This is a genomic window from Carnobacterium sp. FSL E2-0243, assembly GCF_038003605.1.
Classification (GTDB): domain Bacteria; phylum Bacillota; class Bacilli; order Lactobacillales; family Carnobacteriaceae; genus Carnobacterium; species Carnobacterium maltaromaticum.
On sequence record NZ_JBBOPM010000001.1, the window covers coordinates 944,363 to 958,896 of the forward strand.

A 14,534-nucleotide genomic window follows, 5' to 3' on the forward strand; every position below is an offset into this window, starting at 1 on the left:
GAGTATGAAAAAAGTTTTAATTGTAGATGATGAAGAATCAATTTTGACCTTATTGGCTTTTAATTTAGAAAAAGCAGGTTATGAAGTTCAAACAGCAATGGATGGGCTAATCGGCTACCAACTAGCTTTGGAAAATCAATACGACTTTATTATATTGGACTTAATGATGCCATCAATGGACGGTATGGAAGTTTGTAAGAAATTACGACAAGAAAAAATTGAGACTCCAATTATGATTTTAACTGCTAAAGATGATGAATTAGAAAAAATTATAGGTCTTGAATTAGGGGCCGATGATTATATGACTAAGCCTTTTAGTCCTAGAGAAGTATTAGCACGTATGAAAGCTATTATGCGTAGAATTAAGCCAGAAAGCAAAGAGAAGATAACCGAGAGCTATGAGGCTAGCCCTGAAGAAGAGGTAGTTATTGGTGAATTGCAAATTTTCCCAGAGTTGTATGAAGTAAAAGTTCGTGGTGAATTAATTGAATTGACTCCAAAAGAATTTGAATTATTGTTGTATATGATGAAAAGAGTTAACCGAATCTTAAGTCGTGAACAATTATTAAATGCTATTTGGAACTTTGATTATGCTGGTGAGACTAGAATTGTAGATGTTCATATTAGTCATTTACGAGAAAAAATAGAAGTAGATACTAAAAATCCAGCGTATATTCGGACAGTTCGGGGCTTTGGTTATAAATTTGAGGCTCCAAAAGTATGAAAAAGCTTCAATTACGAATTATTTTAATATTTGTTTTGATTTTCAGCATATTAAGTGTCTGCATTGGTACTTTTTCAAGTAAGTTATTAAGGGACCATGCCTTTTCGAGCCAAAAAGAACAATTGGAAGAAAATGCGACTCTAATTTCAAGTTTGTTGCCATTAAAATCATTGGAATCAACACAAGTACAAGATCTGATTGCTCCGCTTAGCGAATTACAACAACCAAACAATCAACGTGTGACACTTGTCAGCCTAGATGGAACGGTAATCTATGATTCGAAAGTAATAAAAGACAACTTGGGAAATCATGGAAATCGGATTGAAATAAAAAAAGTTCTTGAAGGAGCTAAAATAGGGACTGCTGAACGAAAAAGCGATTCAACAAATGAAACTTTATATTATGTAGGAGTTCCTTTGAATAATCAAGATGGGCAGTTAATAGGCGTTTTAAGACTATCTAAGCCCATAAATAAAATGGCAAATGTTGATCAGCAAATTAGATTATCTTTAATTATGAGCATTGTTTTCTCTTTAATACTAGGTATTCTACTCACTTCTTTAACAACTAAACAAATTGCAAAACCAATTGAAGAAGTGATGGAAGTTGCAGAAGATTTATCAAATAAACTTTATCATAATCGCTACCACGGTAAAGGCTATGGAGAAATTGCTGAGTTGGGTGAAGTCATGAACCATTTAGCAGAGAGTTTAGAAGGACAAATGTATGAAATTCAACAGAACGAAGAACGAATTAATGGCTTAATTAATCATTTAGTTATCGGAGTAATGTTACTTGATGAGCAGCGCCATATTCAAATTGTAAACCCAGCTATGTCTGTTATGTTAGGCCAAGATAATAGTTATTTAATTGGGAAATCTTATGTTGAAGTAACCAAAAGTTATGGGTTAACTCATATGATAGAAAAAGCCTATCAAAAAGGGATCCCGCAAAATGAAGAAATCTACTTTTATTATCCTAAGGATCGGATTTTAGACGCAAATATTGTACCAATTACTGGTAAACATAAAGGTGAGCTTAATTTAATTGTCTTATTATATGATATTACTGAGATAAAAAAACTAGAAAAAATAAAAACAGATTTTGTTACAAATGCTTCTCACGAACTAAGAACGCCAGTGACAGCGCTGAAAGGTTTCTCCGAAACGTTATTGGATGGGGCTATGGATGATAAAGTTATCTTGAAACAATTTCTAGAAATTATGTATGCTGAGAGTAGCCGTTTAGATTTACTTGTCAATGATATTTTAGAGTTGTCTAAATTAGAACAGAAGCAAGTTCCATTGGAACAGGAGTTAATTGAAGTTCAAGAAGCAGTTCGTTCTAGTTTTAGATTGGTCAAGCATAAAGCAGATGAAAAAAATATGAATTTGTTATTAAATGATGCGGATCCTATTTATTTATTAGGAGATAGCGGAAGGCTAAAACAAATTATAACAAATCTGCTAACCAATGCTGTTTCATATACTGAGGCTGGCGGGAAAGTTGAAGTTTTTGTTGAACAATCGGAAACAGAAGCGACGATAAAAATTTCTGACAATGGAATGGGAATTCCTGAAGCTGAATTAGATCGTATTTTTGAGAGATTTTACCGAGTTGATAAAGCACGTAGTCGTAATTCAGGTGGAACCGGCTTGGGATTATCAATTGTTAAATATCTAGTTGAAAATTTCAATGGGACAATTCAAGTGGAAAGCAAGCTTGGCTTAGGGACTACTTTTACCATTATCTTACCTCTAAAATAACTAATAAAAACCAACCGTTAGATTTTAGCGGTTGGTTTTTTTTATAAATAGATAATTAAATTCATTTTCTTAATAGAATATGTGAACAAAGCTAGTTTGACTAAATAAAATTAATTTTTAATTCAGCAAGTGTCAGATGGTAAATCACCTTGCACACTGCTGGTTATAAATTGACTTTATTTAGCAGAAATTTTTGTTGAATTACTTGAATTTTTTTTGGTAGCTTTAGCGTAAAGGGGCGCTTTTTTTACTACAGATTCAATTAATTCATCAATGAAACTTTTATTGTTTTCCATGCTCATGATTCCTCCTCAAGAAAAAATTAAAGCCTACATCAGTTGCGTAACTTAGAATAACATAAAAGAATTAAAAAAACAAAAAATATCATGTGTATCCTTAAAAAATAACTTTATTTCTCATGTTTTTTTAAGAATAAGATTGAGTGAATCAACTTAAGTTAAAATAGTTGTTTAAAAATAGATAGTAAAAGTTAAGCTACAGTAGTTGGTTTATACAAACATAGCAGAAAATAATCCTATTTTTTTAGTATTGATTTATTTCCTTTACATAAAATTTACAAAAGTCTGATTTGTTCTTTACAATGTTAAGGTATGATAAAATAGTATGAAATGCTAGATTAATAAATTAAGATGCTTTTTTGGCAAAGCTAGTTCTAATTTTAGCTCTTAAAACATAAGCAAATTCAACAATTTTTTTATCAAGGCCAGTTCTTATGAGCCAGTCCTTCGGAAAAAAGATGAAATTTCGAGGTGGCAAAAAGCGCCACATCAAATTTTCCTATTTTTCTGCCAGGCCTAATCAGCTCAACAAACTTTTGATTTTAGGAGGTTTACAAATGAAAATAAAAAAAGCGTTACTATTAAGTATGCTTGCGATTCCCTTACTTTTAACAGCTTGTGGTGGAGTTGATCGGGGAGAATCTATTACTGCTGTAGGATCTTCAGCTTTACAACCTTTAGTTGAGGCAGCAGGTGAGGAATTTTCAGCCCAACATCTTGGGAAATTTATTAATGTACAGGGCGGAGGTAGTGGGACTGGGTTAAGTCAAGTTGCTGCTGGTGCTGTTGATATCGGTAATTCGGATGTTTTTGCTGAGGAAAAAGAAGGAATTGATGCTAACGCATTAGTCGATCATCGTGTAGCAGTGGTTGGAATTACGCCTATCGTGAATAAGGATGTTGGTGTTACAGGGATTACAAAAGAAGAATTGCAAAAGATTTTTACTGGTAAAATTACAAATTGGAAAGAGGTCGGGGGCAAAGATTTAAAAATTATTATTTTAAATCGTGCATCTGGTAGTGGGACACGCTCTACTTTTGAAAGATGGGCTTTAGATGGTCAGGAAAGTAAGCAAGCTCAAGAGCAAGATTCAACTGGGATGGTCCGTCAAATCGTTGGAGATACCCCAGGTGCAATCAGCTATGTCGCTTTTTCTTATGTGAATGATACGGTTAAATCATTAAAGATTGATGGAGTAAAACCAATTGATGCTAATGTGAAAACGAATAAATGGCCAATCTGGTCTTATGAACATATGTATACAAAAGGTGAACCAACAGGGTTAACGAAGCAATTTATTGAATTTATTTTATCTGATGAAATCCAAAAAACGATTGTTGGTCAGCTTGGCTATATTCCTTCAAATCAAATGCAGGTTGAGCGTTCTGTTGATGGAGTTGTGACTCCTATTTAATAGGAAAAGATTTACAAAAAAAGATAAAATTTACAATAGCATACAAATTCCTTACAAATTAGCGAACCAAAATTAATATTCAAACCTTATGATAAATGAGTAGACAGGAAGTACAAAAAACTTGCTAGTCTAACACCTCATTTGAAAAGGATGGATTAAAAATGAAAGTAACTAATTTGACAAAGGTAATACTAACAATTGGTTTAGGCTTTACTTTAGCAGCATGTGGCAATAATGATAATGCAACAGATAAAAATGCCAGTAGTGATAAAGGTAGTGAAGTAGCAACGAATAAAACAATTACAGCAGTTGGATCAACAGCATTACAGCCATTAGTTGAGGCTGCTGCAGAAGAATATAAAAACGCCAATCCAGAAAGCTCTATTACAGTTCAAGGTGGTGGAAGTGGAACTGGATTAAGTCAAGTAGCCACAGGCGCTGTGGATATTGGAAACTCAGATGTATTTGCAGAAGAAAAAGAAGGTGTTGATGCTAAAGCAATTGTTGACCATAAGGTAGCAGTTGTAGGTATGGGACCTGTCGTAAACAAAGAAGTCGGTGTAAAAGGCATTACGAAAAAACAATTAATTGATATCTTTACTGGGAAAGTTACTAACTGGAAAGAAGTTGGTGGTGCAGATCAATCAATCGTTGTCTTAAATCGAGCTTCTGGCAGTGGTACAAGAGCTTCTTTTGAAAAATGGGGACTAGATGGTGCAAGTGCGATTCAATCGCAAGAGCAAGATTCCTCGGGTGCAGTACGTAAGATTGTTTCTGAGACTCCAGGTGCAATTAGCTATTTGGCATTCTCTTATTTCGATGACAGTATTTTAACATTATCACTTGACGATGTTGAACCTAAGGAAAAAAATGTAGCGGATAATTCTTGGCCAATCTGGTCTTATGAGCATATGTATACTAAAGGTGAGCCAACTAAACCAGTTAAGGCATTCCTAGATTATATGCTTTCAGAAGAAGTGCAAGAAGGAATTGTTAAACAATTAGGCTACCTTCCAATTAGTTCAATGAAAGTCGAACGTGATCATAATGGAGTTATCAAATAATTAAACCAGCTAAGTTTAGTTGGGATTATGAGAAAAAGGCGACTGTTTAGTTAAACATGTCGCTTTTTATCGTTTACTTACAAAGTCTAGTAAGTCAGTTTTGTTAAAAAAGGGAGGGTTTCTTTTGGAAGAAATTCAAGAAAGATTGTTAAAAAAATCAAAGAAAGCTAAGCTGGAATCGATAGGTAAGTTTATTAGTTTTATCTGCATTGCTTTTATTGTGGTAGTTGTAGCTTCTATTTTGTATTTTGTTGCCAGCAAAGGAATTGCTACATTTACAACGAATAAAGTATCTGTCTGGGCATTTTTGACCGGAACAGTTTGGAATCCTAGTTCAACAGGAGCTGACGGGCAACCTTTAGTTGGTGCATTGCCAATGATTACAGGTTCCTTCATCGTGACCTTATTGTCTGCTATAGTAGCGACACCATTTGCCTTAGGAGCAGCTATTTTTATGACTGAAATTTCGCCTAAGACAGGTAAAAGGGTTTTACAACCAGTCATTGAATTATTAGTTGGAATTCCTTCAGTTGTCTATGGATTTATTGGATTAACAGTTATTGTTCCATTTGTTCGAAATTATTTTGGTGGAAGTGGTTTTGGAATTTTAGCAGGAACGTTTGTGTTGTTTGTTATGATTTTACCAACGGTAACAAGTATGACTGTCGATGCTTTAAACTCAGTACCAAGATATTATCGTGAGGCATCATTAGCTTTAGGAGCAACAAGATGGCAAACTATTTATAAAGTTGTTTTACGTGCAGCCATTCCTGGAATTTTAACTTCAGTTGTATTCGGTATGGCACGTGCATTTGGGGAAGCTTTGGCTATTCAAATGGTCATTGGAAATGCTGCTTTAATGCCATCTGGCTTGGTTTCACCAGCTTCAACATTAACAAGTATTTTAACAATGGGTATGGGGAATACGGTAATGGGATCATTAGAAAATAACGTTCTATGGTCATTAGCGCTAATCCTACTACTTATGTCATTATTCTTCAATATTGCGATCCGTTTAATTGGAAAGAAAGGAGCGATGAAATAAAATGAATGCAAAAAAAGCTGATAAATTAGCTGTAGGGATTCTCTATGGAATTTCAGGAATTATTGTTTTAATTTTATTTAGCCTGCTAGCCTTTATTTTATGGCGTGGAGTACCGCATCTTTCTTGGGAGTTTTTAACAAGTCCAGCCAAAACATTTACTAAAGGTGGCGGAATTGGGATTCAATTGTTTAACTCATTTTATTTGTTAATTTTAACTATGTTAATTAGTGTACCGATTTCATTAGGAGCAGGGATTTATTTATCAGAGTATGCAAAGAAAAACTGGATTACGGATGTCATTAGAACTGCAATTGAAGTTTTAAGTTCATTGCCATCAATTGTCGTAGGTTTATTCGGTTTCCTAATTTTTGTTGTGCAAATGGGATTTGGATTCTCCATACTTTCAGGGGCACTAGCATTAACTTTGTTTAACTTACCTTTACTAACTAGAACAGTCGAAGATTCTTTACGAGCAATTTCTCCAACGCAAAGAGAAGCGGGACTAGCCTTAGGATTGTCACGTTGGGAAACAGTCACAAAGATTATTACACCAGCAGCATTGCCAGGGATTTTAACTGGAATGATTTTAGCAGCAGGACGAGTTTTTGGTGAAGCAGCAGCTTTGATTTATACAGCTGGACAAAGCGCACCAGCTTTAGATTTCAGCAATTGGAATCCACTTTATATTTCAAGTCCTTTAAATCCAATGCGACCAGCGGAAACTTTGGCCGTGCATATTTGGAAAGTAAATAGTGAAGGCATTATGCCAGATGCAGCTGCTGTCTCTGCAGGTGCATCAGCAGTCTTAATTATTTCTGTATTACTATTTAACTTCCTAGCTCGTTTCTTAGGTAAATGGATTCATAAGAAAGCAACATCTGCTTAAGATAGTAGTGAGCCGACTCCTAGAGAAAAAGATAAATATTCGAGAGAACAAAAAGCGTCCTATCAATTTTTCCTATTTTCTTTCCGGAGCTAAACGGCTCAACAAACTTTTTATCAAGGCTAGTTCTTATGAGCCAGTCCTTCGGAAAAAAGATAAATTCCCAAAAAAGTAAAGAGCGACTTTTCTTGGAATTTCCTATTTTTCTGCCAGGACTAAACGGCTCAACAAACTTTTTATATAAGGAGTGAATACTGTGACAGATAATGAACAGGTTGAAAGTCATATATATCGCATGAATCAAGGGCAAAATGTTGCCTTGTCAACAGATGATATTCATGTCTGGTATGGACAAAATGAAGCAATAAAAGGCGTATCTTTAGAATTTGAAAAAAATAAAATAGCTTCATTGATAGGGCCCAGTGGATGTGGTAAATCAACTTATTTACGTTCACTTAACCGGATGAATGATGAAATTGCTAACACAAATGTAACAGGTAAAATTATGTATCAAGGAATTGATGTCAATGCGGATAACGTAGATGTTTATGAAATGCGCAAAAATATTGGAATGGTTTTTCAACGTCCAAATCCTTTTAGTAAATCAATTTATGAAAATATTACTTTTGCCTTGAAACGTCATGGTATTAAAGATAAACACGAGCTAGATGAGATTGTTGAAACGAGTTTAAAACAAGCGGCATTATGGGATCAAGCTAAGGATATCCTTCATAAAAGTGCTTTAGCATTATCTGGTGGACAACAACAACGTTTGTGTATAGCTCGAGCAATTGCAATGAAACCAGATATTTTATTATTAGATGAACCAGCCAGTGCATTAGATCCAATTTCAACAAGTAAAGTTGAAGATACTCTTTTAGCATTAAAAGAGCACTATACAATTATTATTGTGACACACAATATGCAACAAGCAGCTCGAATTAGCGACTATACGGCGTTCTTTTATATGGGAAATGTGATAGAATATGATGAGACTAGAAAAATCTTTACACGTCCAAAAATTCAGTCAACAGAAGACTATGTATCTGGGCACTTTGGTTAGGAGGAAGTAGATTGGATCAAAAAGAATATGTCATTGAATCATCAGATGTACATTTATATTACGGTAAAAATGAAGCTTTAAAAGGTGTTTCACTAAACTTTGAACCCAAAGGTATTACTGCTTTAATAGGACCAAGTGGTTGTGGTAAATCAACTTATCTAAGAACTTTAAACCGGATGAACGATTTAATCCCAGATGTAACGATTACTGGAAATGTATTATTAAAAGGTGAAAATATTTATGGACCTAAAATGGATACAGTTAAGTTAAGAAAACAGGTTGGCATGGTTTTTCAACAACCTAATCCATTTCCGTTTTCTATCTATGATAATGTAACCTATGGTTTAAGAATTGCTGGAATGAACGATAAAGAAAAATTAGATCAGATTGTTGAAGAAAGCTTAAGAAAAGCCGCTGTTTGGGATGATGTAAAAGATAAATTAAATAAAAGTGCGCTTTCGTTATCAGGTGGCCAACAACAACGTGTCTGTATTGCACGTGTTTTAGCTATTGAACCAGAAGTTATTTTGTTAGATGAACCAACAAGTGCCTTAGATCCTGTTTCTAGTGGTAAAATTGAAAATATGTTGCTAGAATTGAAAGAATATTATACCATGATAATGGTAACACATAATATGCAACAGGCATCGCGTATTTCAGATAGAACAGCTTTCTTCTTACAAGGGAATCTAATCGAAGCTGGAGATACACGCCAAATTTTTGTAAACCCAAAAGAAAAGGAAACGGATGACTACATTTCTGGACGTTTTGGTTAAGATAAAATAAACGAGTAAAATAAAGGAGGAATCATTAAATGAGACGTGTCTTTGAGGAAGAATTAAACGATTTACATTTACGCTTTTCAGAAATGGGTATGATGGTAAATGAAGCTATCTATAAATCTGTTAAAGCTTTTATTAATCATGATAAGGAATTGGCCTCTGAGGTTATAAAAAGTGACCAAGCCATAAATGCACGCGAGTTAGATTTAGAAAAACGTAGCTTTGAAATGATTGCTTTGCAACAGCCAGTTACAACTGATTTGCGTATTATTGTAACGGTTATGAAAGCTAGCTCAGATTTAGAGAGAATGGCAGATCATGCAGTTAGTATTGCTAAATCTACGATTCGTGTAAAAGGGAATAAACGCATTCCAGAAATTGAGGCTGAAATTGCTGAAATGGCCGATAAAGTTAAAGTAATGGTGGAAGATGTACTGGAAGCTTATGTTAAAAATGATGCCAAAAGAGCGAAAAAAATTGCTGCTATGGATTCTGAAGTAGATATTTATTTCAAAAAAATCTATAAAAATTGTATTGAAGAAATGAAAAGTAACTCTGAAATCGTTGTTGGAGCTTCTGATTATATGTTAGTAGCTGGTTATTTAGAACGAATTGGCGACTATGTAACAAATATTTGTGAGTGGATTGTTTATCTTTCTACAGGTAAAGTATCTGAATTAAATTCAACAAATAAAAAATAAAATAAAAATCATCTTCAGCGTTTAGCTAGAAGATGATTTTTTATTTCCGGGGAAATAAGTGTATAAAACGAGTTACTTTGAAAAGTCGTTACAATTTGGTATGATTTAAAGAGAAGTAAGTCTGGCGAGGAGGAGCTGTGGTGCAAAATAATTTGAGTCTTCCTAATGAAGAGATTATTTACCGTGGGGATATATACTTAGGTAAAGAAGGGGCTAAATTTTGGCAGCGTCCCGTGGTTGTTTTACAAAATCAAACACTAAACAATTTGTTGAACACAGTGGTTGTTTTACCTTTAAGTAATTTGATTCCGAGGAAAATTTTAGCAACACAGTTTATTCTAACTCCAAAAGAAACTGGTTTAACAACAGTTCAGTTATTAGATTTAGCGAAAATTGTTAGTATCCCTAAAGCGGATTTAGATCAACGAGTAGGGACATTAAGTCCTGAAATCTTAAAACAAATTAATACAGGTTTATCTTTTTTAACAGGAATTGCTGAAGAAAGTGAGTTTGAGCGTCAAATTGAACAAACTTTTCGTTACCTATATTTAAAAGAGGTCCCCTATTTTGAAGATTTAGATCATGAATTTAAAGATGTAACAAGACAAACACCTAAAAATGCGATTCGGAATTTAAGTAGTTATGCCACCGCTTTTTTAAATAGTCGAGGTGGAAGTATTTATTATGGGATTGATGATGATGGGCGCGTAACAGGATTTAAAGCACAAAGAAGTGAATTAGATGAATTAAAAAAAGATATGTATAGCATTTTAGAAACGATCGAACCTAAAATTAGCGGAGATAATTACTTGATCAGATTTCATGAAGTTTATTTGAATGAAGAAGAACTATTTCCAGATATGTATGTTTTAGAAGTTGTTGTGCCGAATCGAAGTCGCTTAAATGAAGTTTTTTTTGATCATGGCTCAGATGTATATCTTAAGTTAGATGGAATTCGTAAAAAATTAAAAGGCTCAGAAATTGTCGATTTTATTTTAAGAAAAAAAATGCCATAGTGACAGGTAAGAGAATTTATGGTAGGATAGTAAAAATTTAACAATGAAAGGATGATATCAATGGGGATGCATCAATATATTAAAAGTTTAAGTGATTTAGAAAATATTATTCGTTGTCCAGGTAAATTTAAATATGAGGACCATTCAGTTGCTTCACACTCCTTTAAAGTGACTCAAATTGCTCAATTTTTAGGCACTGTAGAGGAGCAGGCTGGGAAAGAAGTTAATTGGCGTTCGTTATATGAAAAAGCCTTGAATCATGATTATACAGAACTATTTATTGGCGATATTAAAACGCCAGTAAAATATGCAACACCAGCTTTGCGGGAAATGTTAGCAGATGTTGAAGAATCGATGATGGAGAATTTTGTGCAAAGAGAGATTCCAGAAGAGTTTCAAGCAGTTTATTTAAATCGATTGAAAGAAGGAAAAGATGGTAGCTTAGAAGGCCAAATTTTGTCCGTTGCTGATAAAGTTGATTTGCTTTATGAGTCTTTTGGTGAGATTCAAAAAGGTAATCCTGAAAATGTCTTTACAGAAATATATGAAGAGTCTCTTAAAACAATTTTGGAGTTTAAACATTTGAAAAGTGTTCAATATTTTTTAGAGGCTATTTTACCAGATCTTTTAAGTGGTGACTTCACAAATCAAGCTCAATTACAAAAAATTTCTCAGAAAATTTTAACAGATACTAAAATATGAACAAACGTTCGCAAAAGAAACTGATTTGTGGTAAACTGAATGAGTAGAAAAAGAAATGAGGGCTAGTCTCTCATTTTTTGTTGTTACTAAAAATTAAATTGAATTAAAAACTAATCATAAAGGAAGTAAGTCGATGGTAAATGATAAAATTGTTGTTCATGGTGCACGTTCTCATAACTTAAAAAATATTGATGTAACTATTCCTCGCGATAAATTAGTCGTTTTAACAGGGTTATCAGGATCTGGGAAAAGCTCGCTTGCTTTTGATACCTTATATGCTGAAGGGCAGCGTCGTTACGTAGAAAGTTTATCTGCCTATGCTCGTCAGTTTTTAGGTCAGATGGATAAACCCGATGTTGATAGTATTGATGGGCTCAGTCCTGCAATCTCAATTGATCAAAAAACAACAAGCAGAAATCCTCGTTCAACAGTTGGAACAGTTACTGAAATCAATGATTATTTGCGATTGCTTTATGCTCGTGTTGGACATCCGATTTGTCCAAATGATGGAACTGAAATTAGTAGTCAATCGGTTGAACAAATGGTTGACCGTGTACTAGAGTTGCCGGAAAAAACAAAGTTACAAATATTAGCTCCAGTTGTAGTGGGTAAAAAAGGGCAGCATAAAAAAGTTTTTGAGATGATTAAACGTGAAGGTTATGTTCGTTTACGAGTGGATCAAGAGATGTATGATATTTCTGAAGAAATTGAGTTAGATAAAAATAAAAAACATAACATTGAAATTATTATAGACCGGATTGTAATTAAAGAAGGTATCCGTTCCCGTTTATTTGATTCGTTTGAAGCTGCCTTGCGTCTTGCAGAAGGCTATGCCATTGCCGATATTATTGATGGGGAAGAAATGCTGTTTAGCGAACATTATGCATGTCCTTATTGTGGTTTCACAGTTGGAGAACTAGAGCCGCGTTTATTTTCATTTAACGCTCCTTTTGGTGCTTGTCCAGACTGTGACGGCTTGGGAATGAAATTAGAGGTTGATTTAGACCTAGTTGTTCCAGATCCTAATTTAACTCTTCGTGAAGGTGCAATTGCACCATGGAATCCTATTAGTTCGAATTATTATCCGCAAATGCTAGAACAAGCGTGTCAATATTTTAAAATTGATATGGATAAACCTTATAAAAAATTGACTGATCATCAAAAGGATTTTATTCTAAATGGATCTCAAGGAAAGAAATTTCATTTTCATTATGAAAATGATTTTGGTGGCGTTCGAGATGTAGATATTGTTTTTGAAGGTGTTGTACGCAATTTATCACGCCGTCATGATGAAACAAATAGTGATTTTACACGTGATCAAATGCGCACATATATGACTGAATTACCTTGTCAAACGTGTCATGGACTACGTCTTAATCGTCAAGCTCGTTCTGTTAAAATTAATGGAACGGATATTGGAGAAGTTTGTGAGTTAGCAATTGGAGATGCAGTTAGCTTTTTTGACAAAATCACTTTATCTGATCAAGAAAAACTTATTGCTAAACCAATTTTAAAGGAAGTTCACTCAAGGCTCAATTTTCTTGAAAATGTAGGGTTAGAGTATTTAACTTTGAGCCGAACAGCCGGAACATTGTCTGGTGGTGAAGCACAAAGGATTCGTTTAGCAACTCAAATTGGTTCAAATCTTTCAGGTGTATTATATATTTTAGATGAACCTTCAATCGGATTGCATCAAAGAGATAATGACCGTTTAATTGGTTCACTAAAGAAAATGCGTGATTTAGGGAATACATTAATTGTTGTTGAACATGATGAAGATACTATGCGTGAAGCAGATTATCTAATTGATATCGGACCAGGAGCTGGTGAAAAAGGTGGTGAAATCATTGCAAGTGGTACGCCTGAAGAAGTAGCAAATAATCCAAAGTCATTGACGGGAGATTATCTATCGGGTAAAAAATTTATTCCAGTACCAGAAAAACGTCGGAAAGAAAATCTAGGGAAAATTCGGATTACAGGTGCAACTGAAAATAATTTGAAGAATGTTACTGTTGATTTTCCTTTAGGACGATTTGTTGCTGTGACAGGAGTATCTGGTTCAGGTAAAAGTACTTTAGTAAATAGCATTTTGAAGCGAGCGTTAGCGAAGGAGCTAAATCGTAATAAGCATAAACCAGGTAAGTTTAAAAAGATGACTGGGTTTGAAAAGTTAGAAAAAGTCATTAACATTGATCAAAGTCCTATTGGTCGTACACCACGAAGTAATCCGGCAACCTATACAAGCGTGTTTGATGATATGCGTGATTTGTTTGCTCAAACTAATGAAGCTAAAATTCGTGGTTATAAAAAAGGACGTTTTAGTTTTAACGTCAAAGGTGGACGCTGTGAAGCTTGCCGCGGAGATGGAATTTTAAAAATTGAAATGCATTTCTTGCCAGATGTTTATGTTCCTTGTGAGGTTTGTCATGGAACGAGATATAACTCTGAAACACTAGAAGTACACTATAAAGGAAAAAATATTTCTGAGATTTTAAATATGACTGTTGAAGAAGCTGTTGAATTTTTTGAACACATCCCTAAAATTCATCGGAAATTAGCAACAATTGTCGATGTAGGACTGGGCTATGTAACTCTAGGACAGCCTGCTACAACCCTTTCTGGTGGAGAAGCGCAAAGAATGAAGTTAGCGAGTGAGTTGCACAAAAAATCTAATGGCGATAATTTTTATATTTTAGATGAACCTACAACTGGCTTGCATACTGATGATATTGCCAGACTTTTAGTCGTATTAAACCGACTTGTTGAAACTGGGAATACGGTGCTAGTGATTGAACACAATCTAGATGTTATTAAAACAGCTGATTATTTAATTGATTTAGGTCCAGAAGGTGGAGCCGGTGGCGGAATGATCGTTGCTAAAGGAACACCTGAAGATGTAGCGAAGGTAGCTGAAAGTTATACAGGACGCTATTTAGCGCCAATATTAAAACGTGATAAAGATCGTACGACGAAATTAAGCTAGATTCAGTCAGTCAAACATTCATTTTTACTAAGGCGAGTTGCCTTTGGTAGAAATGAATGTTTTTTGTTTGTAAGCATTTGACCAGTATCAA

At 34.3% G+C, this 14,534-nt stretch carries 12 protein-coding genes; all 12 read left to right on the plus strand.

From position 1 onward, the window contains the following. Nucleotides 1–4 precede the first annotated feature (4 nt). The 12 genes from MHI00_RS04275 to uvrA all read left to right on the plus strand — a co-directional run bounded on the left by MHI00_RS04275 (nucleotide 5) and on the right by uvrA (nucleotide 14,443). Nucleotides 5–724 carry a response regulator transcription factor gene (locus MHI00_RS04275; RefSeq protein WP_332628873.1) on the plus strand — a complete coding sequence of 240 codons (720 nt, stop codon included), beginning with the start codon at nucleotides 5–7 and terminating at the stop codon, nucleotides 722–724. Then, nucleotides 721–2,490 (plus strand): two-component system histidine kinase PnpS, encoded by a 1,770-nt coding sequence (gene pnpS, locus MHI00_RS04280; RefSeq protein ID WP_010051570.1) that lies wholly within the window; start codon nucleotides 721–723, stop codon nucleotides 2,488–2,490. Before MHI00_RS04275 ends, pnpS begins: the two co-directional genes overlap by 4 nt. 856 nt (nucleotides 2,491–3,346) lie before the next feature. Next, nucleotides 3,347–4,204 carry a phosphate ABC transporter substrate-binding protein PstS gene (locus MHI00_RS04285; RefSeq protein ID WP_010051571.1) on the plus strand — a complete coding sequence of 286 codons (858 nt, stop codon included), beginning with the start codon at nucleotides 3,347–3,349 and terminating at the stop codon, nucleotides 4,202–4,204. A 161-nt stretch (nucleotides 4,205–4,365) separates the two neighbouring features. Beyond that, nucleotides 4,366–5,268, plus strand: coding sequence for a phosphate ABC transporter substrate-binding protein PstS family protein (locus tag MHI00_RS04290; RefSeq protein WP_010051573.1), 903 nt, complete (start codon nucleotides 4,366–4,368; stop codon nucleotides 5,266–5,268). Nucleotides 5,269–5,392: 124 nt separating this feature from the next. After that, nucleotides 5,393–6,313, plus strand: coding sequence for a phosphate ABC transporter permease subunit PstC (pstC, locus tag MHI00_RS04295; RefSeq protein ID WP_010051576.1), 921 nt, complete (start codon nucleotides 5,393–5,395; stop codon nucleotides 6,311–6,313). Nucleotide 6,314: 1 nt separating this feature from the next. Beyond that, nucleotides 6,315–7,199 (plus strand): phosphate ABC transporter permease PstA, encoded by an 885-nt coding sequence (gene pstA / locus MHI00_RS04300; protein WP_010051578.1) that lies wholly within the window; start codon nucleotides 6,315–6,317, stop codon nucleotides 7,197–7,199. Between the two features lie 292 nt (nucleotides 7,200–7,491). Continuing rightward, complete coding sequence (pstB, locus tag MHI00_RS04305) at nucleotides 7,492–8,259, plus strand: phosphate ABC transporter ATP-binding protein PstB (RefSeq protein ID WP_051120447.1); 768 nt, start codon at nucleotides 7,492–7,494, stop codon at nucleotides 8,257–8,259. Between the two features lie 11 nt (nucleotides 8,260–8,270). Then, nucleotides 8,271–9,035, plus strand: a complete 765-nt coding sequence (pstB, locus tag MHI00_RS04310; RefSeq protein WP_010051580.1) for a phosphate ABC transporter ATP-binding protein PstB — start codon at nucleotides 8,271–8,273, stop codon at nucleotides 9,033–9,035. Nucleotides 9,036–9,073: 38 nt separating this feature from the next. Further along, the gene (phoU, locus tag MHI00_RS04315; protein ID WP_010051581.1) at nucleotides 9,074–9,742 is read left to right on the plus strand and encodes a phosphate signaling complex protein PhoU; all 669 of its coding nucleotides are present in this window, start codon (nucleotides 9,074–9,076) and stop codon (nucleotides 9,740–9,742) included. A 140-nt stretch (nucleotides 9,743–9,882) separates the two neighbouring features. Beyond that, the gene (locus tag MHI00_RS04320; protein ID WP_016356577.1) at nucleotides 9,883–10,758 is read left to right on the plus strand and encodes an RNA-binding domain-containing protein; all 876 of its coding nucleotides are present in this window, start codon (nucleotides 9,883–9,885) and stop codon (nucleotides 10,756–10,758) included. Nucleotides 10,759–10,818: 60 nt separating this feature from the next. Beyond that, nucleotides 10,819–11,460, plus strand: coding sequence for an HD domain-containing protein (locus tag MHI00_RS04325; protein ID WP_317914251.1), 642 nt, complete (start codon nucleotides 10,819–10,821; stop codon nucleotides 11,458–11,460). Nucleotides 11,461–11,593: 133 nt separating this feature from the next. Beyond that, nucleotides 11,594–14,443, plus strand: coding sequence for an excinuclease ABC subunit UvrA (uvrA, locus tag MHI00_RS04330; RefSeq protein ID WP_010051588.1), 2,850 nt, complete (start codon nucleotides 11,594–11,596; stop codon nucleotides 14,441–14,443). Nucleotides 14,444–14,534: the final 91 nt, after the last annotated feature.